Source organism: Streptomyces sp. DG2A-72 (assembly GCF_030499575.1).
GTDB lineage: Bacteria > Actinomycetota > Actinomycetes > Streptomycetales > Streptomycetaceae > Streptomyces.
Map to the genome: position 1 here is coordinate 1,686,288 of NZ_JASTLC010000001.1, position 20,022 is coordinate 1,706,309.

Genomic DNA, 20,022 nt, shown 5'->3' on the forward strand with positions numbered 1-20,022 from the left:
CCCCTAAAGGGGCGCGACACTCCCGTCGGGTGGTCCGCCATCCGCGTTTCCCGCGCCCGGTGCTGGGAACCACAGTACGAACGTAGAACCTTTCCCGACCTGCGAGAACAACCGAACCTGGCCTCCGTGCGACTCCACGATCTGGCGCACGATCGCCAGGCCCAGGCCCGCGTGCCGGTCCCGGCTGCCGCCGTTGCCCTTCGCTCGCCAGAAGCGGTCGAAGACGCGGGACTGGTCGTCGTCGATGATGCCGGGGCCCTCGTCTCGGACGGCTACCCAGAGCCGGCCCTCGGTCCGGCCCGCGGCGACGGTGATGAGGGTGCCGGGTGGGGAGAGTCGTACGGCGTTGGAGAGCAGGTTGCCGACGGCGCGGCGGAGGGCGTCGTGGTCGCCGATGACGGTGAGGCCGGTGGCGAGGCGGCGGTGGAGGGTGAGGCCGCGTTCGGCGGCGAGGGGGGCGAAGTCCTCGCAGGCCTCGGATGCCGCGGTGGCCAGGTCTACGTCGGCGTCGGCGAGGGCGGGGGCGCTGCGGCGGGCGGTGGCGAGGAGGTCCTCGACGAGACGGGTCATCCGGGTGGTGGCGCGGTCGACGCTGCGGGCGGCGATGCGCCGCTCCTCCTCGTCCGACTCCTCGGCCGTGAGGACGGCGTCCACATTCGCGCGGATGATGGCGAGCGGGCTGCGCAGTTCGTGGGAGGCGTCGTCGATCAGCTGGCGCTGGGCGCGGAACGCCTCGTCGAGCCGGTCGAGCATGGAGTCGACGGTGTCGGCGAGGTCACGCAACTCGTCCTTGGGGCCGCCCAGCCGGATGCGCTGGGAGAGGTCGGTGGCCTGGATGTCGGCGGCCGTACGGGAGATGGCGCGGACGGGGCGCAGCGCGCGGCCGGAGAGGATCCAGCCGATGGCGAGGCTGGCGACGGCGAGGCCACCGAGCAGGGCGAGGGAGAAGCGGCGGAGGTTGGCGAGCGTCTCGTAGTTGACGGCCGCTTCGACCTGCTCGACCTTGACGGCGTCGAACTCCCCGACCTCCTCGCCGTTCACGATCTTCGTGACCGAGAACTGTTTGGTGACTGGTTTCGCCTCACCGCTGCGCTCGACGGCGAGATAGGTGCCGAGCAGGACGAGCGCGGTGAGGACGAAGAGGAGGCCGGAGTAGAGGACGGTGAGGCGGAAGCGGATGGTGTGGGTGAACGCCGGGAGTCGCAGACGCCGTAGGACGGACTTCATGACGTCTCCTTCAGCCGGTAGCCCTGCCGTATCACCGTCTCGATGAGCGGATCCTCGTCACCGGTGATCTTCCGGCGCAGCGAGCCGACGGTGACCCGCACGGTGTTGGTGAACGGGTCCGCGTGCTCGTCCCACACATGCTCCAGCAGTTCCTCGGCCGGTACGACCCGTCCGGGGCGCGTCATCAGATAGTGCAGGACACCGAACTCCTTGGGCGTGAGCTGAAGTTGGCGTGCGCCGCGGAACGCCTCGAAGCGGGCGGTGTCCAGGCGCAGTTCACCGACCTCGACGACCGCGGTGCCGCCGTCCTCGCGGCGGAGCAACGCCCTGATACGGGCGAGGAGTTCGGGCAGGGCGAAGGGTTTGACCAGGTAGTCGTCGGCACCCTCGTCCAGGCCGCGTACCCGGTCGGCGAGCCGGTCGCGGGCGGTGAGCATCAGGATGCGGGGGCCTTGGGGGGTGGTGCGGATGGCGCGGCACACCGCGAAGCCGTCGCCGTCGGGCAGGTTCAGGTCCAGCAGGACCAGGTCGTAGTCGTTGACGGCGAGCTTCTCGGTCGCGGTGTCCACGTCCGGGGCGACGTCGACCGCGTAGCCCGCCCTGACCAGCCCGACCTTGAGGGCGACGACCAGGTCCTCCTCGTCCTCGACCACGAGCAGTCTCATGTACGACCACCTACCCACCGTCGATGATGGTCTCCGCGGCGTCCGCGGCGTCGGCCACGGGGATCGCGAAGCCGATGCCTATGGAGCCGCCCCTTTGCTGGTCCAACGTCGCGATGGCCGTATTGATGCCGATGACCCGTCCGTCGGCGTCGACCAGCGGCCCGCCGGAGTTGCCGGGGTTGATCGAGGCGTCGGTCTGCAGCGCGCGCTGCTGCCGTCCGCCGCCCGTGCCTTCGCCCAGTGTGACGGGGCGGTCGAGGGCGCTGACGATGCCTGAGGTGACGGTGCCGCTGAGGCCGAGCGGGGAGCCGATGGCGAGGACCGTGTCCCCGACGGCCGGGCGTCCGGCGGTGGCCAGTTCGGCGGCCCGCAGCCCGCGTGCCGTCTCCGGCTCCAGTACGGCCACGTCGTGCGCGGGGTCGTCGCCGATCACCTGGGCGCTGAGCCGGCGCCCGTCCTGCAACTCGACGGACACGCGCGAACTCCCGTTCACGACATGCGCGTTGGTGAGGATCCGGCCCCGCTCGTCGAACACGAACCCCGAGCCCTGCCCGGACGCGGTCACCACGGAGACCACGCTCGGCAGGACCCGGGCGGCCACGGCTTCGAGGTCACCGGAGGCGACGGGGGCGGCCGGGGCGGCGGGGTCGCTGTCCCCGAACGCCCCGGCCACGTATCCGGCGCTCCCGCCCGCGAGGACGGCGGCGAGGATCGCGGCGGTGAGAGGACGGCGAGTGGTGGTGCGGGGAGGGGACGGGGGCGGCGACTGCGGGGTGGTGTAGGGGGAGGGAGTGACAGGAGTGGCGTGTGTGTACGGGTCGAGGGGCGCCGGGGGCCGCCCGGGCACAAAGGCGGGGCCGCGCGGGTGGCCGAGACCGATGTGCGGAACGTCGGGCACGGGTGCCTCCCCCGGCCCCGCGCCTCCACTCCCGTCCGGGGCATCAAGCCCCTGCTCCCCCGGCGAGCCGGGAGGGCCGGTGTACGACTGATCGGGCATCGTTCCTCCAACGTCGGCGAATGGGGCGTCAGGGCAGCCGGGAGAACCAGAGCAGCGAGGTCGCCGCGGCGGCCAGGGCAGTGATGAGGCCCGCGGCGACGAACCACTGCCAGATCTCGCGCTCCTCGGTGCGATGTCCGACGGAGCTGCCGATGTCCTCGTAGACGTCCTGAAGTTCCTCGCCCGTCGCGGCCTCGTGGAAGTCGCCGCCGGTGGTGGAGGCGAGTTGTTCGAGAGCGGGTCCGTCGACGGGGACCTGGACCGTGTCGCCGGTCGGCAGGTCGATGGTGCCGTCCGGTGTGCCGTACGCGATGGTCGAGACGGGGATGCGGTCGGCGGCCACTTCCCGGGCGGCCGACTCCACCGAGCGGCCTGTCGTGTTGGAGCCGTCGGAGAGCAGTACCACATGCGCGGGCGGTGGCCGGGTCTCTGCCTGCTTGTCGAGGGTGCGGATCGCGTCGCGAGAGGCGACCACCGCCTCGCCGATCGCCGTGCCCTCGGCGGTCGTGAGCCGCTCGATGGCCGTACGCAGCACCGTGCGGTCGGTGGTCGGCGGCACCGCCACCGTCGCCGAGCCGCTGAACGGGACCAGCCCCGCGTTGAACCGCTCCGGCAGCTGGTCGACGAAGGCGAGCGCCGCGCGCCGGGCGGCGGCGAAGCGGGTCGGCTCGACGTCCGTGGCCTCCATGGAGGCGGAGACGTCGAAGGCGATGACGATGGTGGCCCGCTCCCGGGGGACCTGGACCTCGGTGGTCGGCCGGGCGAATCCGACGACCAGCAGCCCGAGCGTGGCGCAGAAGGCGGCAGCGGGGACGTGCCGTCGCCATCCGGGCCTGCTGGGCGCGACCTTGTCGAGCAGATCGAGGTTGGTGAACCGGACGGCGTACCGGCGCCGCCGCCGCTGCACCAGCAGATACGCGCCGATCAGTCCGGCGAGCGGCACCAGGAGCAGCAGCCAGCCGGGCGAACGCAGACTCATCGGACCTCCTTCATGCGGCGCCGCCTCCCGCTCGGCGCCGCTGGTCCTCGACGTACCGGACGACGTCCTTCACCCAGTCCCGGTCGGTGCGGAGCCTGAGGTGGGCGGCGCCCGCGCGGTGTATGGAGTGCTTGATGACGGCCCGCTGCTCCAGCGCGGCAGCGGCGTACCGTTCGCGCAAACTCCGTGCGTGGGTGGGGATCTCGCGCCTGCGCCCGGTCTCCGGGTCGACGACGGTGAGCAGTCCGACGTCGGGCAGCTCCAGCTCGCGTGGGTCGACGGTCTCGATGGCGAGCACCTGGTGACGGCGGGTGGCGACGCGCAAAGGCTGCTCCCAGCCGGTCTCCAGGAAGTCGGAGACCACGGCGACGAGCCCGCGCGCGGGCAGCGCGCGCAGGGCCACCAGGGCGTCGGCGAGGGTGTGTTCGGGGACGCCCGTGCTCACCCGGGGGCGGTCGAGGGCGGCGCGCAGGATGGTCAGCATGTGGTGGCGTCCGGTGCGCGGCGGGATCCGCTGGATGCCGTGCGGGCCGGTGATCTGCGCGCCGAGCCGGTTGCCGGCCCGTTCGGTGAGGAACGCGACGGCCGCCGCCGCGCCCACCGCGAGGTCCCGTTTCTCCATGCGGGCGGTGCCGAAGTCCATGCTCGCGGAGGCGTCGAGGACGATCCAGGTGGTGAGTTCGCGGTCGGCGAGGGTGAGGCGGACGTGGGGGACGGTGGTGCGGGCGGTGGCGTTCCAGTCCATCCGGCGTACGTCGTCGCCGATGACGTAGGGACGGGTCTCCGAGACCTCGCTGCCGGGACCGGGCAGCAGGGAGGCGTGGTCGCCCTGGAGGAGTCCGTCCGGGTGCCGGGTGAAGATCAACTCCAGGTGTTTCAGGGCCTGTTCGGGGGTGAGGTCGCGGAGCGTCGGGGTACTGCCGCTCATGCCGCTTCCTCCTCGGCGGCCTGACGGGGGCTGATACGGGGCTGCTCGACCGCCGCCAGGACCTCGTCGACGATCGCGCCGGGGGCGATGTCGTCGGCGAGCGCGTCGAAGGACAGGACGAGACGGTGCGCGATGACCTCGTGTGCCAAGTCGCTGACGTCGGCCGGCAGGACGTATCCGCGGCCCCGCAGCAGGGCCAGGGCACGGGCGGCGGCGACCAGGCCGAGCGTGGCCCGCGGTCCCGCACCGTGCGCCAGCCTCCGCTCCGGGCCCGCCTGTTCGCGGGTCGCGCAGACCAGTCGTACGGCGTACTCGGCGACCGCGTGGTGCACGAACACCTGGTCCGCGGTGCGTTGGAGCGCGATCAGCTGCTCCGGGGTGAGGATGCGGCGCGGGCTGGGCGGGTCGACGCTCATCCGGTAGAGGATGGCGAGTTCCTCCGACTCGCTGGGCGCGGGAACCTCCACCTTGAGCAGGAAGCGGTCGCGCTGGGCCTCGGGGAGGCGGTAGACGCCCTCGGACTCGATCGGGTTCTGGGTGGCGAGGACGAGGAACGGTTCGGGGACGGGGATCGTGATGCCGCCGATGGAGACCTGGTGCTCGCCCATGACCTCCAGGAGCGCGGACTGCACCTTGGCGGGGGCGCGGTTGATCTCGTCGGCGAGGACGACGTTGGCGATCACCGGGCCGGGTTCGATGTCGAACGCCTCCCGGGACGGACGGTAGATCCGGGTGCCGGTGATGTCGGAGGGGACGAGGTCGGGGGTGAACTGCAGCCGGGCGAACTCGCCTCCGGCCACATGGGCGAGAGTTTTCGCGGCCAGGGTCTTGGCGACTCCGGGCACGCCCTCCAGCAGACAGTGGCCGCGGGCCAGGATCGCGGTGAACATGCGTTCCACCATGCGGTCCTGGCCGACGATGACCCTCTTGACCTCGAACAGCGCGTGTTCGAGGAGCTTGTCCTCGGGGGCCCCGGCACTCACAGCGCTGCGCCGCCGTTCGCTGCGCTGTTCTTCTCCGGGCAGTCGTCGCTGCTCGTGGGGCTGCCCTCCTCTACGACGAACCTGACCTGTTCACGGGTCGGTTCGTCGCCGTCGGCGGCGAGTGCGAGGCCGCCTCCGGCGAGGGTGGCGGCGGTGAGGGCTCCGCCGGTGACCAGGAGTATGCGTGTGCGTCGTGTCATGGTCTTTGGCTCCTTCGGCCGTGTGGAACGACGTCGGGTACGGAGCCAAGACCATCAGGCCGGGGCGAAAAGGGGCTTAAAGCCTGCTGTGGGGGCTGGTCGATGCCGGTGCGCGGGTGCGGGTTGTCGGTGGCTGGTCGCGCAGTTCCCCGCGCCCCTTAAAGTCGGCTGTCCAACCGCTGGTTTCGCAGCATGAACCATGCTGCTGCCGCCGCTGCCAGCAGGACTGCCGCGCCTGCTCCTGCCGCCAGGGCGAGGCCGTCCACGAAGGACTGCCGTGCCGCGTCCAACATCGCCGCCGAAGTCTGCGTCTGCATCCCCGCCGCCGCCTCCACCGCGCCGCCCAGGGATTCGTGCGCCTCGTCCGGGGTGCCCGCCGGAGCGGCGAAGCCCCGGTACACGCCCGTCACGATCGAGCCCAGCAGGGCGATTCCCAGGGCCGCGCCGAGTTCGTATGCCGTCTCGGACACCGCCGATGCCGCGCCTGCCTCCTCCTTCGGCACGCTGGAGAGGATGACGTCTGCGGTGACGGTGAAGGAGAAGCCCGCGCCGATGCCTACGACGAGCAGCGCGGCGCCCAGCAGGGGGTAGCCGGTGGACTGGTCGATGACCGTCAGGGCGGCCAGGGCGAGGCCGACTGCCGCGAGGCCGCCGGAGACGACGGTGCGTACGGAGAAGCGGCGGGCCGCGCGGCCGGCGATCAGGCCGGCCGCCACCGCGCCGATGGCGGCGGGCAGTTCGGCAAGGCCTGCCTCGAACGGGCGTCGGCCCTGGACGAGTTGCAGGTACTGCGAGAGGAAGAACACCAGGCCGGACAGGCCGAAGATGGTCAGCAGGTCGGCCAGGACGGCCCCGCTGAAGCCGCGGTTGCGGAACAGCCGCATGTCCAGCAGGGGTGTGGGCAGGGTGAGTTGGCGTCGCACGAAGCCGTACAGCGACGCCAGGCCCAGCACGGCAGCGGCGATCGTCTCCCAGGTGACGCCATGGCTCGCGGCTTCCTTCACGGCGTACACGATCGCGACCATGCCGACGAGCGACAGCACGACGCTGAGCAGGTCCCAGGGACCGGGGTTCGGGTTGCGTGACTCCGGCAGCATCTTGATGCCGACGAGGACCAGGACCGCCATCACGGGCAGGTTGATCAGGAAGACCGAGCCCCACCAGAAGTGTTCGAGCAGGAAGCCGCCCATGATCGGGCCGATCGCGGTGCCTGCGGAGGCGGTGGCCCCCCAGATGCCGACGGCGAGGCTGCGTTCGCGCGGGTCGTGGAAGAGGTTGCGGATCAGGGCGAGCGTGGCGGGCATCAGCGTCGCGCCCGCGACACCGAGCAGGGCCCGGGCCGCGATCATCAGCTCCGCGGTCGTCGCGTAGGCGTTGAGCACGGATATCGCGCCGAACGCCGTGGCGCCGATGAGCAGGATCCGCTTGCGGCCGATGCGGTCGCCGAGGCTGCCCATGGAGACGAGCAGACCGGCGATCACGAACGAGTAGACGTCACCGATCCACAGGAGCTGGGTGCCCGAGGGCTTCAGGTCCTCGCTGATGTAGGGGGTCGCGAGGCCGAGGACGGTCGCGTCGACGGCCACCAGCAGCACGGCGAGCACGAGGACGGCCAGCGCGAGCCAACGGCCGGGCCGCTTCACCGCCTCGGTCGGGTTCGCCGGCTGCCGGGTGCTGGTCATGATTCCGCTCTCCGCAGTGCGCCGCCGAGCAACAGCTCGACGATCATGAAGTTGACGTCGTTGGAGGCCACGCGGCCTTCGGACACCGCCCAGGCGCCGGAGGCCAGCAGGCCGTAGAGCGCCTCGGTGAGCCAGGCCGGCGTGAGGTCGATACGGAACTCGCCCGCCGCCTGACCGCGCCGGAACAGGGCCGTCACTCGGTCGTCGATCCGGGTCCAGCCCTCGTTCTGCTGCCCGCCCTCGAACAGCTGGTTCTCGGTGTAGAGGAAGGCCAGCAGCGCGGCGGCAGGTTCGACCTCGCGGACGAGCCGTCTTACGGCATCGCTTGCGCCGCCTTCGTCCAGGCGGGCCCTGTCCAGCGCGGCCTCGCACTCCGCGATGCCGAGCGATTCGAGCGCCAATACGAGCGCGTCGCGCCCGGCGAACTGGCGGTGCAGCGTGGCCCTGCTGATCCCGGCGGCCTTGGCGACCTCGTCCATGGTCGCGGTGGATTTACGGGTGAGCAGGGCGGCTGCGCTGCGCAGCACATGGTCACGGTCGACAGACATGAGACAACCATAGCCCATGTGAGACATTACTGTCTCATGCGGGGCATGTGCGTCTCACATTGCTTGTCCCCTCACGGTTTCTCAGTGCCAGGGCAGCTGCCCGCGCCGCTCCCAGTACGCGGGCGGGTCCTCTACCAGCGCGGCCAGCCGGGACAGCTGAGCGTCGTCGAGGTCGACGGCGGCGGCATGCAGGTTGGAGGCCAGTTGAACGAGGGTCGCGGCGCCGGAGAGGACGACCCCGGCCCATGGCTGCCGCAGGATCAGCGCGAGGGCGACGGCATCGCACCCCAGGGACGCTTCTTCCGCTACGGCCTTCAGCGCGTCCGGCGCGTACGGTTCCGCGAGCCGTCCGTTGGCCATGGCCTCCTTGACGATGACCGTGAGTCCGGCGTCGTGGGCCTCGGCGAGCGCGGGGCCGGCCGAGGTCTCCAGGGCGTTGTAGGTCGACTGGACGGTACGGAAGAGGGGCTCGCCGTCGACCGTCACGGCCAGCGCGGCGCGGATGGTGTCGGCCTGGGCGGGCCCGCTGGTGGAGAAGCCGATGGTGAGGCCCTGGGCGGCGGCCTCGGCGAGCCTCGCGTGGAGTTCCTTGTCGGTGAGAGCAGGGCTGTCCGGGGTCAGCGAGTGGATCTGGTAGAGGTCGAGCCGGTCGCCGAGCAGGGCGTCGGTCTCGGCGCGCTGGCGCTCGTACGTCGTGACGCTGTGGTCTTTGACCTCGTGTTGCTCGGCGTCGGTGGACCAGCCCGCGGTGTAGGTGTAGCCCCACTTGCTGCCGATGACCACGTCGTCGACGTCGGGGTGGGCGTTCAGCCAGTCGGCGAGGAACTCCTCGGAACGGCCGTAGGAGCGGGCCGCGTCGAAGTAGCGGACGCCTTGCGCGTACGCGGCGTCGAGGAGTTCGTTGGTGCGGGTGCGGAGGGTGTCTACGCTGCGGTTCTCTCCGAGGTCTTGGTCTCGGCCGAGGTTGATGTAGCCGGGGCGCCCGACGGCGGCGAGGCCTAGGCCGATGTGGCAGGTGGGGGTTGTTGCTGTTGCCAGTCGGGCGAAGGGCATCGCGGGCTCCGTTCGGTCGGCTCCGTTACGGCTTGCGACCAACGTAACCCGCGATGACCTTCGGTGAAGCGGGGGCGCCTCAGAACTCGGTGAGCTTGGTGCGTCGGCGAGTGCGGGTGCTATGTGGTTGCTCGCGCAGTTCCCCGCGCCCCTTAGGCCTGCTGCCTAGCCGTTGCCCATTCGTGCTGCTGCGCCACATCCACCTTTACCTCCGCCAGTTGCACCGCCACCGCGCTCGGCGCCGTACCCCCGCGACCGTTACGCGAGGCCAAGGCACCCGGCACGTTCAGGACCGAGCGGACCTCGGGGGTCAGGTGGGCGCTGATCTTCGCGAACTGCTCGTCCGTCAAGTCGTTCAGTTCCTTGCCCTCGGTCTCGGCGGCCTTGACGCACTCGCCGGCGACCTCGTGGGCGACGCGGAAGGGGACACCCTGCTTGACCAGCCACTCGGCGATGTCGGTGGCGAGGGAGAAGCCGGCCGGGGCCAGCTCTTCCATGCGCTCGCGGTGGACGGTGAGGGTGGCCATCATGCCGGTGAAGGCGGGGAGCAGGACCTCCAGCTGGTCGCAGGAGTCGAAGACCGGCTCCTTGTCCTCCTGGAGGTCGCGGTTGTACGCCAGCGGGAGCGCCTTGAGCGTGGCCAGCAGGCCCGTCAGGTTACCGATCAGGCGGCCGGACTTGCCGCGGGCCAGCTCCGCGATGTCCGGGTTCTTCTTCTGCGGCATGATCGACGAGCCCGTGGAGAACGCGTCGTGCAGGGTCACGAAGGAGAACTCCTTCGTGTTCCAGATGATGACCTCCTCGGCGATCCGGGAGAGGTTCACGCCGATCATCGCGGTGATGAAGGCGAACTCGGCGACGAAGTCACGGGACGCGGTGCCGTCGATGGAGTTGGCGGCCGACCCGTGCTCGAAGCCGAGGTCTTTCGCCACCGCCTCCGGGTCCAGACCGAGGGAGGAGCCCGCCAGGGCGCCCGAGCCGTATGGCGACACGGCCGTCCGCTCGTCCCACTGACGCAGGCGCTCCGCGTCCCGGGACAGGGACTGGACGTGGGCCAGGACGTGGTGGGCGAAGAGCACCGGCTGGGCGTGCTGGAGGTGGGTGCGACCGGGCATCGCGACGTCCGGGTGGGCCTCGGCGAGGCCGACCAGCGCGTCCTGGAGGTCGGCGATCAGGCCGCCGATGATGCGGGCGTGGTCCCGCAGGTACATCCGGAAGAGGGTCGCGACCTGGTCGTTGCGGGAGCGGCCCGCGCGCAGCTTGCCGCCGAGGTCGGGGCCTAGGCGCTCCAGCAGGCCGCGCTCCAGGGCGGTGTGCACGTCCTCGTCGGCGATCGTGCCGACGAACGAACCGTCCGCCACGTCCGCTTCCAGCTGGTCGAGCCCGGCCAGCATCCGCGTCAGCTCTTCCTCTGTGAGAAGGCCCGCCTTGTGCAGCACGCGCGCGTGCGCACGCGAACCGGCGATGTCGTACGGCGCGAGCCGCCAGTCGAAGTGGACGGACGCGGACAGCTTCGCCAGGGCCTCGGCGGGACCGTCGGCGAAACGGCCGCCCCAGAGCCGTACGTCACCGCTGTTGCTGCTCACTTTGCTCTGCTCCTCGGAGAATGGTGAATGTGCGACCGCCTCCCCACCCTTGCAGGTGAGGAGGCGGCTGTCAGGTCGGTACGGGCGAGGCTTACGCCAGGTCCCGCTTGGCCGCGATCTTCGACGACAGGCTGTAGATGTCGATGAAGCCCTTGGCCGCGGCCTGGTCGAAGGTGTCGCCGGTGTCGTACGTGGCGAGGTTGAAGTCGTACAGCGACGACTCGGAGCGGCGGCCGGTGACGACGGCGCGACCGCCGTGCAGGGTCATCCGGATGTCGCCGGAGACGTGCTGGTTGGCCTCGTTGATGAAGCCGTCCAGGGCACGCTTGAGGGGGGAGAACCACTGGCCGTCGTAGACCAGTTCGCCCCAGCGCTGCTCGACCTGCCGCTTGTAGCGGGCCAGTTCGCGCTCGACGGTGACGTTCTCCAGCTCCTGGTGGGCCGTGATCAGGGCGATGGCCCCGGGCGCCTCGTACACCTCACGGGACTTGATGCCCACGAGCCGGTCCTCGACCATGTCGATCCGGCCGATGCCCTGGGCTCCGGCGCGCTCGTTGAGCTGCTGGATCGCCTGCAGGACGGTGACGGGCTTGCCGTCGATGGCGACCGGGACGCCCGCCTTGAAGGTGACGACGACTTCGTCGGGCTCACGCGGGAGCGCCGGGTTCTGCGTGTACTCGTAGACGTCCTCGATCGGGGCGTTCCAGATGTCCTCCAGGAAGCCGGTCTCGACGGCGCGTCCGAAGACGTTCTGGTCGATGGAGTACGGGGACTTCTTGGTAGTGGCGATCGGCAGGCCCTTCTCCTCGCAGAACGCGATCGCCTTGTCCCGGGTCATCGCGTAGTCGCGGACCGGGGCGATGCACTTGAGGTCGGGCGCGAGGGCGACGATGCCCGCCTCGAAGCGGACCTGGTCGTTGCCCTTGCCGGTGCAGCCGTGGGCGACCGTGGTGGCGCCGTGCTTCTGGGCGGCGGCGACGAGGTGCTTGACGATCGTCGGCCGGGAGAGGGCCGAGACCAGCGGATAGCGGTCCATGTAGAGGGCGTTGGCCTTGATCGCCGGGAGGCAGTACTCCTCGGCGAACTCGTCCTTGGCGTCCGCGACCTCGGCCTCGACGGCACCGCACGCGAGGGCGCGCTTGCGGATGACGTCCAGGTCCTCGCCGCCCTGGCCGACGTCGACCGCAACGGCGATGACCTCGGCGCCCGTCTCCTCGGCGATCCAGCCGATGGCGACGGAGGTGTCCAGTCCGCCTGAGTAGGCGAGTACGACGCGCTCGGTCACGGGTTTCTCCTCACAGTGCATTCGCTGACATGCATGAGTATGCAGGACTCTGCATGGTTCGTCAATCTCGGGGGCTCGGGAGGTGAATCACGGATGGATTTGAACGCGGGAAATCGCTTTCCCGTATCTCTCGCCGGACGCAGGCGCCGCGTTTGTCAACAACCGAGCCATTCGGAACACACCGAATCGACCCCCGACCCGAGTGAGGCATCCGCATGTCCAGGGCTCTTCCGAAGTACAACAAGCGACGCGTCGCGTTCATCGGCGGCGCCGCCGCGGTCGTGCTGACCGGCGCGGTGATCGCCCAGTCCGCCCTCGCCGGGGAGACGTCCAAGAGCGGCGACGGCGCCCGGACCCTGGCGGGCCCCGGCACGTTCAGCTGTCCGGACGTCACCTCCGAGCTGCCTGCGATTCCCGCCTCCGCCCAGGCCGAGGTCGACCGCAACCTGGCCCAGCTGCAGACCCAGATCGACGAAGCCAACAAGCGGCTCGTCGACACCGTCGGGCAGGGCGGACCCAACTTCGTGCAGAACGCCATCCTCGGCCCGCTCGAGGACAAGCGCATCGCCGCCCTCAACCGCATCGAGACCGCCATCGGCCGGGCGGCGGCGAAGCCGGAGGGGCTGGAGACGTTCGCCGCCTGCACCCTCAACGCGGGCGGCGGCGCGGGAGCGGGCGAGGAAGCCGGCGCCGGTGGGGAAGCCGGCGCCGGTGGGGAAGCGGGCGCCGGCGAAGAGGCCGGCGCCGGCGAAGAGGTCGAGGCCCCGGCCACCGAGGGAGCCGGGGACACCGGCGACACCGACACCGGCGACGAGGCCGGGAACGCCGGAGCCGGCGCGATCAGCTGCCCGGACGTCACCTCCGAGCTGCCCGCGATCCCGGCCTCCGCCCAGGCCGAGGTCGACCGCAACCTGGCCCTGCTCGACACCCAGGTCGCCCAGGCCAACCAGCGACTGATCGACACCGTGGGCCAGGGCGGACCCAACTTCGTACAGAACGCCATCCTCGGCCCGCTCGAGGACAAGCGCATCGCCACCGTCAACCGCATCGCCACCGCCATCGGCCGCACCGCCGAGAAGCCCCAGGGCCTGGACTCCCTGGCTGCCTGCACGCTCACCCAGTGACGTGACAGGCGCTGTGGCCGCCCCGTGTGAGCGCCGGCCGGGGCGGCCACGGTCCCGGCAGCCGGTTGCGCGGGCTTCCGCACAACCGGATCGGGAAATTCATTAGACAGACGAACTAACTACGCTCATAATCGTTAGACATGGGAAAGACTTATGAGCGCATAGACGGCCGGCTCCGCACCTTCATCGAAGAGCAGCCCCTCTTCTTCACCGCGACCGCCCCGCTCTGCGGTGACGGCACGATCAACCTCTCCCCCAAGGGCCTCAGGGGTTCCTTCGCGGTGCTGGACGACCACACCGTCGCCTACCTCGACTTCGCCGGATCCAACGCGGAGACCGTCGCTCATCTGCGGGAGAACGGCCGGATCACCCTCATGTGGTGCGCCTTCCAGGGCCCGCCCAACATCGTCCGGGTGCACGGCCGGGGCGAGCCGGTCTTCCGCGACGACCCCCGCTTCCGGGAACTCCTCTCCCGCTTCCCGGACATCGACCCGACCCAGCACGGGCTGCGCGCGATCATCGTCGTGACGGCCGAACTCGTCCGCGACACCTGCGGTTACGCGGTGCCCTTCATGACGTACGACGAGGACCGCGATCTGCACAGCAGGCGCTTCGCGCGCGAGGACGACGCCTCGCTCAGCGCCTATTTCGAGAAGAAGGATCACATCGGAACCAGCCTGGATGGCCTACCCGGGCTGCCGTTGCCGCTGCCGCCGTCTACGGTCTGAGGCATGCGCCCCGGTGTCGTCGCCGCCCTCGCCGCCTCGCCCCTCCTCCTGCTCGGTGCCGCGCCCGAGGGCGCCCCGCCGCTGCCCGCGCGGATGGCGGACACCGGCGGCGGCACCCAGCTGATCACGGCCGTGGCACCCCGGACCGGCGCCACGACCGGCACGGTCACGTGGTGGGACCTGAGCGACGGCCGCTGGGTGAAGGCGGGTTCCGCCGCCGCCCGCTTCGGCGCGAACGGTCTCGTCGAAGGCGCCACGCGCAAGCAGGGCACCGACACCACCCCCACCGGGCTGTACGGCATGCCGTACGCCTTCGGCATCAAGGCGGCGCCGCGCGGGACGACGTACACCTACCGTCGCGTGCACCGGAACTCCTGGTGGTGCCAGGACAACGACTCACGCTCCTACAACCGCTGGACCGAGCCCCTGGCGGCCGACTGCCGGGCCGCCGAGTCGGAGCGGCTGATCTCGTACACCACGCAGTACGACCACGCGCTCGTCGTCGACTTCAACTACCACAAGCCCGTCCGCCACCGCGGGGCCGGGATCTTCCTGCACGTCAACGGGCGCGGGGCGACGGCCGGTTGTGTGTCGGTGCCGGCGGACGCGATGCGGCGGATCCTCCAGTGGGCCGACCCCGGCCGCAGGCCGCACCTCGCGATCGGGACGACGAGCGGGCGGACGGCGATCACACGGTACTGAGTCACCCGATGCACACGGAGCTCGGCTGACTGCTGAACACACTGCCGTCGCGGCACGTATCTGTGGGCCAAGGCACAGCCCGTCCGCACGGAGGAACCGTGACCACCACGCTCGCAAGCGGCCGCGCCGCACGCCGCCAGACGATGCGCCGCATCCGTCCGCGCCGCTCTCCGGCGACCCTGCTGCTGCTCGCCGTGTGGGCGGGGGCGGCCGGAGTGCTCTGGCTGTGGTGGAGCAACACCCCGTCCATCGGCGACACCACCGGCAAGATCGTCGCCGCGGGCCGGATCACCGGTCTGCTCGCCGGCTACCTGATGGCGCTGGTCGTGCTGCAGATGGCCCGGGTGCCCGCGCTGGAGCGCCGGGTCGGCTCCGACCGGGTGGCGCGCTGGCATGCGATGAGCGGCCGCTACACGCTCTGTCTGACCGTCGCCCATGTCTTCCTGATCATGTGGGGCTACGCCCGCCAGGCCGGCAAGGACCTCGGCTACATCGCCCAGCAGACGATCGACTCCGTCAACCAGCTGCCGGACATGGGCAAGGCCGCCATCGGCACCGGTCTGCTGTTCTTCATCGGGATCATCTCCATCGGCGGGATCCGCCGGATGATTCCGTACGACACCTGGTACCACGTCCATCTGCTGACGTACGCGGCGGTGTTCCTGACCTTCTGGCACCAGCTCAGCACCGGCAACGAGTTCGCCGTCGAGCCCCTCGCGAAGACCGTCTGGTACGGGCTGTACGGCACGGTGACGGCGCTGGTGATCTGGTATCGGATCCTCACCCCGATCCGGCTGAACATGCGCCACCGCATGCGGGTCGAGGCGGTCATCGAGGAGACGCCCGGGATCGTGTCCGTGCTGATCGGCGGCCGGAAGCTGCACCGGATGGGCGCGGAGGCGGGCCAGTTCTTCCGCTGGCGGTTCCTGGCGCCGGGCATGCGGTTCAGCTCCCACCCGTACTCGCTGTCGGCGGCGCCGCGGCCGGACATGCTGCGGATCACGGTGAAGGCGATCGGCGACCACAGCGCCCGGCTGCGGGAGCTGACGCCCGGTACGCGCGTGTGGGCCGAGGGCCCCTACGGCGCGCTGACCGCCCAGCGCCGCAGCCGCGGCAAGGTGCTGCTGGTCGCCGGCGGGGTCGGCATCACGCCGATGCGGGCGCTGTTCGAGACTCTGCCCGGCGCCTCCGGTGACATCACCCTGCTCTACCGGGCCAACAGCACCCAGGACCTGGCCCTCTGGGACGAACTGGCCGCCATCGCCGACGAGCGGGGCGCCCGGCTGATGTACGCCGTCAACTCCCCGGACGGGGAACGCCCGGACATCTCGGCGGAGCGGTTGCGCCAGAAGCTGCCGGACATCGACGAGCACGACGTGTTCCTGTGCGGGCCGCCCGGCTTCGCGCAGGGCGTGTACGACGCACTGCGCGGCGCGGGGGTCCCCGCCCGCCGTATCCATCACGAGTCGTTCGAGATGTGACGACGGGAAACGTCAGAACCTTCGGGGTCTTCAGGACCTTCGGGAATCTTCGGGAATCAGGAGTTCAGGAGCGATGAGGAAGACCCATCCCCTTCGGCGTGTCGTGCTGGCCGGCGCCGCCACCGTGTCCGGGATCGTGCTGTTGCTGTCGCTGAAACCGGGGTCGGATTCCGGGTCAGAGGCGGTGGGCGGCGCGGCACCGGGCCAGTCGATCGGCGCACAGGAGTCCGCTCAGGGCGGCGCCCAGGCGATCGGCACCGGAACGTTCACCGGTGATGCGGCCGATACGCAGTACGGGCCCGTGCAGGTCCGACTGACCGTGAACGGCGGGAAGATCACCAAGGCCGAGGCGATACAGAACCCCACCGGCGGCCAGAGCACCCAGATCAACAACAACGCGATCCCCAAGCTCAACCAGGCCGCCGTGGCCGCCGGAAGCGCGGACATCGACGCGGTCTCCGGGGCGACCTACACCAGCACCGGATACAAGAAGTCACTCCAGTCGGCGCTCGACAAGGCCACGGCGCAGGGCGGCGGCGGCACGGCGCAGGGTGCGGGGGGTGGCGGGGCCGCACAGGCTCAGACCGTCACCGGTGATGCGGCCGATACGCAGTACGGACCCGTGCAGGTACGGATCACCGTCAACGGCGGGAAGATCACCAAGGCCGAGGCGGTACAGACGCCGACCGGCGGCCAGAGCACGCAGATCACCGGCAACGCGGTGCCCAAGCTCAACCAGGCCGCCGTGGCCGCCGGGACGGCGGACATCGACGCGGTGTCCGGGGCGACCTACACCAGCGCGGGGTACAAGGAGTCCCTGCAGTCGGCGCTCGACAAGGTGAAGCCCGCCGGAGGCGGCGCGGAGTCGGGGAGCGGGGCGGAGGCCGGCGCAGGCGCCGGCCCCGGCGCCCCTGCTGGTGCGGGCGGCGATGCCGGTGCCGATGCCGATGCTGGTGCCGATGCCGGGCAGGACGCCGGCGGTGGTGTCACCAATGGGACCGGGACCGTCACCGGCGAGGTCGCGCAGACCGAGTACGGGCCGGTGCAGGTCCGGATCACGATGCGCGACGGCAAGATCGTCCAGGCTTCGGCGGTGCAGGCGCCCAGTGGCGGGAAGAGCACCCAGGTCTCCAACAACGCGGTGCCCAAGCTCAACCAGGAGACGGTGGCCGCGGGCAGCGCGGACATCGACTCGGTGTCGGGGGCGACCTACACCAGCGCCGGGTACAAGAAGTCCCTGCAGTCGGCGTTGGACCAGGCCGGTGTCTGAGTCGGTGGCCGAGCACGCCGAATCGTCAGCAGCTCCCGCCGCGGTGCGTCATGTGGAGGAGGTCATGGGGACCGTCTTCTCCTTCGACGTCCGCGGCGGGGATCCCGGTGCGGTCAAGGCGGCGCTGGAAGAGGCGGTTGCCGGGCTGCACCAGGTGAACGAGGTGTTCAGCACCTACCGGGAGGACAGCCAGGTGTCGCGGCTGGCCCGCGGTGAGCTGAGCGTCGGTGGCTGTGATCCCGAGGTCGCCGAGGTGCTGGAGCTGGCCGCGGAGGCGGAGCGGCTGAGCGAGGGCTGGTTCAGCACGTCGTACGAGGGGCGGCTCGATCCGACCGGGATCGTCAAGGGCTGGGCCGTCGAACGGGCGGCGCGGTCGCTGGCGGCGGTCGGGGCGAGCGGGGTGAGCGTGAACGGCGGGGGTGACGTCCAGATGCTCGGCATCCCCGGGCCGCAGCGGCCGTGGCGGGTCGGGGTGGCGGATCCCTTGCGGCCGGGGGGACTCGCGGCGGTCGTGTCGGCTGCCGGGGTGGATGAACTGGCCGTCGCCACGTCCGGGACGGCCGAGCGCGGCGCGCATATCGTCGATCCGCGGACCGGGCGGTCCGCCGTGACCGATCTGGTGGCGGTGACCGTGGTGGGGCCTTCACTGACCTGGGCGGACTGCTGGGCCACCGCTGCGTTTGCGATGGGTTCGCGGGCGGGGTTGCGGTGGCTGGAGTCGCTGCCGGATGTGGAGGCGTTGCTGGTGACGGCGGGGGACGAGGTGCGGTGCACCGGGGGGCTGGCGGCGCGGTTGGGGTGACCGGTCGCGGTGGCTGGGGCGGGGGTGGGTCGCGCGGCCCGGCGCTGACGGGGTGCCGCCTGCGCCCACCCGTGCCGCCCCAGGCGGCACGCATGCCCGCAGCTGCGACTGGGTGGGCAGAAAAAAAGTCGCCCGGTGATGTCGAGAACCCGTGGTCGGCTCCGTCCCTGCAGTGAACGCGGCCACAATGGGTCGCATCACACGGAGGAGAATCACCATGGCCAAGTACCTGCTGCTCAAGCACTACCGCGGTGCCCCGGCTGCGGTCAACGACGTGCCCATGGACCAGTGGACGCCGGAGGAGATCTCGGCGCACGTGCAGTACATGCGGGACTTCGCGGAGCGGCTGGAGAAGACCGGCGAGTTCGTCGGCGAGGTGGCCCTCGCCCCTGAGGGGACGTGGGTCCGGTACGACGGTGAGGGGCGCCCGCCGGTCACCGACGGACCGTTCGCCGAGACCAAGGACCTCATCGCCGGCTGGATGGTGATCGACGTCGACAGCTACGAGCGCGCCGTCGAGCTGGCCGGGGAACTGTCGGCCGCGCCCGGGGCGGGCGGGAAGACGATCCACGAGTGGCTGGAACTGCGCCCGTTCTACGGCGTGCAGCCCACCGTCACGGAGTGACCTCATCCATGGACGAGGCCCTGCTCCGCAGCCTCACGCCGAGCGTGCTCGCCGTCCTCGTCCGCCGCGGAGCAGACTTCGCGGCGGCCGAGGACGCCGTACAGGACGCGCTCGTCGAGGCGGTCCGCGTCTGGCCGTCCGACCCGCCTCGGGATGCGAAGGGCTGGCTGGTCACCGTGGCCTGGCGCAAGTTCCTCGACGCGACCCGGGCGGACACCGCCCGACGCCGACGCGAGGACGTCGTAGAGGAGGAGCCGGTACCAGGCCCCGCGCCCGCGGTGGACGACACCCTCCAGCTCTACTTCCTCTGCGCGCACCCCTCCCTGACACCCTCGTCCGCCGTCGCGCTCACGCTGCGCGCCGTCGGCGGCCTCACCACCCGTCAGATCGCCCAGGCCTACCTGGTGCCCGAGGCGACGATGGCGCAGCGCATCAGCCGGGCCAAGCGGACCGTTTCCGGCGTGCGGTTCGACCAGCCCGGCGATGTCGCCACCGTGCTGCGCGTCCTCTACCTGGTCTTCAACGAGGGCTACTCCGGCGACGTCGACCTCGCCGCCGAGGCCATCCGGCTCACCCGGCAGCTCGCGGCGGCGATCGACCACCCCGAGGTGGCCGGGCTGCTCGCCCTCATGCTGCTCCACCACGCCCGGCGCGCGGCCCGGACCGCGCCCGACGGCAGCCTGGTGCCGCTCGCCGAGCAGGACAGGAGCAGGTGGGACACCAAGTCGATCGCCGAGGGCGTCGAGATCCTGCAGACGGCCCTCGCCCGCGACCGGCTCGGCGAGTTCCAGGCCCAGGCCGCCATCGCGGCCCTCCACGCGGACGCGCCCTGCGCCGAGGAGACCGACTGGGTGCAGATCGTCGAGTGGTACGACGAGCTGACCCGCCTCACCGACAACCCGGTCGTCCGGCTCAACCGCGCGGTCGCCGTAGGCGAGGCAGACGGACCGCGCGCCGGCTTGGCAGCGCTCGCGGAGCTGGACGACTCACTCCCCCGCTACACCGCGGTCGCCGCCTACCTCCACGAGCGCGACGGCCACCTGAAGACGGCGGCCCAGCTGTACTCCGAGGCAGCCCAAAAGGCCCCCACGCTCGCGGAACGCAACCACCTGACGCGCCAGGCGGCCCGCCTCAATACCCAACGGTGACGCTAGCGC

At 71.0% G+C, this 20,022-nt stretch carries 20 protein-coding genes; 8 read left to right on the plus strand and 12 right to left on the minus strand.

Annotated features, from left to right (window positions below; genetic code table 11):
• Positions 1-3: 3 nt before the first annotated feature.
• From QQY66_RS08180 to QQY66_RS08235, 12 genes are all read right to left on the minus strand, one after another.
• Positions 4-1,227, minus strand: coding sequence for a cell wall metabolism sensor histidine kinase WalK (locus QQY66_RS08180; protein WP_301978407.1), 1,224 nt, complete (start codon positions 1,225-1,227; stop codon positions 4-6).
• A complete protein-coding gene (locus QQY66_RS08185) occupies positions 1,224-1,892 on the minus strand; it encodes a response regulator transcription factor (RefSeq protein WP_301978409.1) in 669 nt (222 codons plus the stop codon). Before QQY66_RS08185 ends, QQY66_RS08180 begins: the two co-directional genes overlap by 4 nt.
• 10 nt (positions 1,893-1,902) lie before the next feature.
• The gene (locus tag QQY66_RS08190; protein WP_301978410.1) at positions 1,903-2,889 is read right to left on the minus strand and encodes a S1C family serine protease; all 987 of its coding nucleotides are present in this window, start codon (positions 2,887-2,889) and stop codon (positions 1,903-1,905) included.
• Between the two features lie 28 nt (positions 2,890-2,917).
• Positions 2,918-3,868 (minus strand): VWA domain-containing protein, encoded by a 951-nt coding sequence (locus QQY66_RS08195; RefSeq protein ID WP_301978411.1) that lies wholly within the window; start codon positions 3,866-3,868, stop codon positions 2,918-2,920.
• Between the two features lie 10 nt (positions 3,869-3,878).
• Positions 3,879-4,796, minus strand: coding sequence for a DUF58 domain-containing protein (locus tag QQY66_RS08200; protein ID WP_301978412.1), 918 nt, complete (start codon positions 4,794-4,796; stop codon positions 3,879-3,881).
• Positions 4,793-5,779, minus strand: a complete 987-nt coding sequence (locus QQY66_RS08205; RefSeq protein ID WP_301978413.1) for a MoxR family ATPase — start codon at positions 5,777-5,779, stop codon at positions 4,793-4,795. The genes QQY66_RS08200 and QQY66_RS08205 overlap by 4 nt, the downstream gene beginning before the upstream one ends.
• Positions 5,776-5,979, minus strand: a complete 204-nt coding sequence (locus QQY66_RS08210; protein WP_301978414.1) for a hypothetical protein — start codon at positions 5,977-5,979, stop codon at positions 5,776-5,778. Before QQY66_RS08210 ends, QQY66_RS08205 begins: the two co-directional genes overlap by 4 nt.
• Before the next feature lie 158 nt (positions 5,980-6,137).
• The gene (locus tag QQY66_RS08215) at positions 6,138-7,661 is read right to left on the minus strand and encodes an MFS transporter (protein WP_301978415.1); all 1,524 of its coding nucleotides are present in this window, start codon (positions 7,659-7,661) and stop codon (positions 6,138-6,140) included.
• Positions 7,658-8,209, minus strand: a complete 552-nt coding sequence (locus tag QQY66_RS08220) for a TetR/AcrR family transcriptional regulator (RefSeq protein ID WP_301978417.1) — start codon at positions 8,207-8,209, stop codon at positions 7,658-7,660. The genes QQY66_RS08215 and QQY66_RS08220 overlap by 4 nt, the downstream gene beginning before the upstream one ends.
• 81 nt (positions 8,210-8,290) lie before the next feature.
• Complete coding sequence (locus QQY66_RS08225) at positions 8,291-9,262, minus strand: aldo/keto reductase (protein WP_301978418.1); 972 nt, start codon at positions 9,260-9,262, stop codon at positions 8,291-8,293.
• Positions 9,263-9,414: 152 nt separating this feature from the next.
• Complete coding sequence (gene argH, locus QQY66_RS08230; RefSeq protein WP_301978420.1) at positions 9,415-10,848, minus strand: argininosuccinate lyase; 1,434 nt, start codon at positions 10,846-10,848, stop codon at positions 9,415-9,417.
• Positions 10,849-10,939: 91 nt separating this feature from the next.
• Positions 10,940-12,133, minus strand: a complete 1,194-nt coding sequence (locus tag QQY66_RS08235) for an argininosuccinate synthase (RefSeq protein ID WP_301978421.1) — start codon at positions 12,131-12,133, stop codon at positions 10,940-10,942.
• 215 nt (positions 12,134-12,348) lie between these two features.
• On the opposite strand from QQY66_RS08235, the gene QQY66_RS08240 reads away from it, so the two are divergent.
• The 8 genes from QQY66_RS08240 (at position 12,349) to QQY66_RS08275 (ending at position 20,013) form a co-directional block, all read left to right on the plus strand.
• Positions 12,349-13,257 carry a hypothetical protein gene (locus tag QQY66_RS08240; protein WP_301978422.1) on the plus strand — a complete coding sequence of 303 codons (909 nt, stop codon included), beginning with the start codon at positions 12,349-12,351 and terminating at the stop codon, positions 13,255-13,257.
• Positions 13,258-13,397: 140 nt separating this feature from the next.
• Positions 13,398-13,985, plus strand: a complete 588-nt coding sequence (locus QQY66_RS08245) for a pyridoxamine 5'-phosphate oxidase family protein (protein WP_301978425.1) — start codon at positions 13,398-13,400, stop codon at positions 13,983-13,985.
• Between the two features lie 3 nt (positions 13,986-13,988).
• Positions 13,989-14,687: a L,D-transpeptidase gene (locus QQY66_RS08250; RefSeq protein WP_301978427.1), complete on the plus strand. Its 699-nt coding sequence runs from the start codon at positions 13,989-13,991 to the stop codon at positions 14,685-14,687.
• A 98-nt stretch (positions 14,688-14,785) separates the two neighbouring features.
• Positions 14,786-16,168, plus strand: a complete 1,383-nt coding sequence (locus QQY66_RS08255; RefSeq protein WP_301978429.1) for a ferredoxin reductase family protein — start codon at positions 14,786-14,788, stop codon at positions 16,166-16,168.
• 73 nt (positions 16,169-16,241) lie between these two features.
• Positions 16,242-17,438: an FMN-binding protein gene (locus QQY66_RS08260; RefSeq protein WP_301978430.1), complete on the plus strand. Its 1,197-nt coding sequence runs from the start codon at positions 16,242-16,244 to the stop codon at positions 17,436-17,438.
• Positions 17,431-18,240: an FAD:protein FMN transferase gene (locus QQY66_RS08265; protein ID WP_301978431.1), complete on the plus strand. Its 810-nt coding sequence runs from the start codon at positions 17,431-17,433 to the stop codon at positions 18,238-18,240. The genes QQY66_RS08260 and QQY66_RS08265 overlap by 8 nt, the downstream gene beginning before the upstream one ends.
• A gap of 217 nt (positions 18,241-18,457) precedes the next feature.
• Positions 18,458-18,865, plus strand: a complete 408-nt coding sequence (locus QQY66_RS08270; RefSeq protein WP_301978433.1) for a YciI family protein — start codon at positions 18,458-18,460, stop codon at positions 18,863-18,865.
• Between the two features lie 8 nt (positions 18,866-18,873).
• A complete protein-coding gene (locus QQY66_RS08275; RefSeq protein ID WP_301987230.1) occupies positions 18,874-20,013 on the plus strand; it encodes an RNA polymerase sigma factor in 1,140 nt (379 codons plus the stop codon).
• The last annotated feature ends 9 nt before the right edge of the window (positions 20,014-20,022 follow it).

What these genes read in the sequence shown, in the direction of transcription:
- QQY66_RS08180 (WP_301978407.1), bottom strand. Translation starts at nt 1,227, where the DNA reads ATGAAGTCCGTCCTACGGCGTCTGCGACTCCCGGCGTTCACCCACACC.
- QQY66_RS08185 (WP_301978409.1), bottom strand. Translation starts at nt 1,892, where the DNA reads ATGAGACTGCTCGTGGTCGAGGACGAGGAGGACCTGGTCGTCGCCCTC.
- QQY66_RS08190 (WP_301978410.1), bottom strand. Translation starts at nt 2,889, where the DNA reads ATGCCCGATCAGTCGTACACCGGCCCTCCCGGCTCGCCGGGGGAGCAG.
- QQY66_RS08195 (WP_301978411.1), bottom strand. Translation starts at nt 3,868, where the DNA reads ATGAGTCTGCGTTCGCCCGGCTGGCTGCTGCTCCTGGTGCCGCTCGCC.
- QQY66_RS08200 (WP_301978412.1), bottom strand. Translation starts at nt 4,796, where the DNA reads ATGAGCGGCAGTACCCCGACGCTCCGCGACCTCACCCCCGAACAGGCC.
- QQY66_RS08210 (WP_301978414.1), bottom strand. Translation starts at nt 5,979, where the DNA reads ATGACACGACGCACACGCATACTCCTGGTCACCGGCGGAGCCCTCACC.
- QQY66_RS08215 (WP_301978415.1), bottom strand. Translation starts at nt 7,661, where the DNA reads ATGACCAGCACCCGGCAGCCGGCGAACCCGACCGAGGCGGTGAAGCGG.
- QQY66_RS08220 (WP_301978417.1), bottom strand. Translation starts at nt 8,209, where the DNA reads ATGTCTGTCGACCGTGACCATGTGCTGCGCAGCGCAGCCGCCCTGCTC.
- QQY66_RS08225 (WP_301978418.1), bottom strand. Translation starts at nt 9,262, where the DNA reads ATGCCCTTCGCCCGACTGGCAACAGCAACAACCCCCACCTGCCACATC.
- QQY66_RS08240 (WP_301978422.1), top strand. Translation starts at nt 12,349, where the DNA reads ATGTCCAGGGCTCTTCCGAAGTACAACAAGCGACGCGTCGCGTTCATC.
- QQY66_RS08245 (WP_301978425.1), top strand. Translation starts at nt 13,398, where the DNA reads ATGGGAAAGACTTATGAGCGCATAGACGGCCGGCTCCGCACCTTCATC.
- QQY66_RS08250 (WP_301978427.1), top strand. Translation starts at nt 13,989, where the DNA reads ATGCGCCCCGGTGTCGTCGCCGCCCTCGCCGCCTCGCCCCTCCTCCTG.
- QQY66_RS08260 (WP_301978430.1), top strand. Translation starts at nt 16,242, where the DNA reads ATGAGGAAGACCCATCCCCTTCGGCGTGTCGTGCTGGCCGGCGCCGCC.
- QQY66_RS08270 (WP_301978433.1), top strand. Translation starts at nt 18,458, where the DNA reads ATGGCCAAGTACCTGCTGCTCAAGCACTACCGCGGTGCCCCGGCTGCG.
- QQY66_RS08275 (WP_301987230.1), top strand. Translation starts at nt 18,874, where the DNA reads ATGGACGAGGCCCTGCTCCGCAGCCTCACGCCGAGCGTGCTCGCCGTC.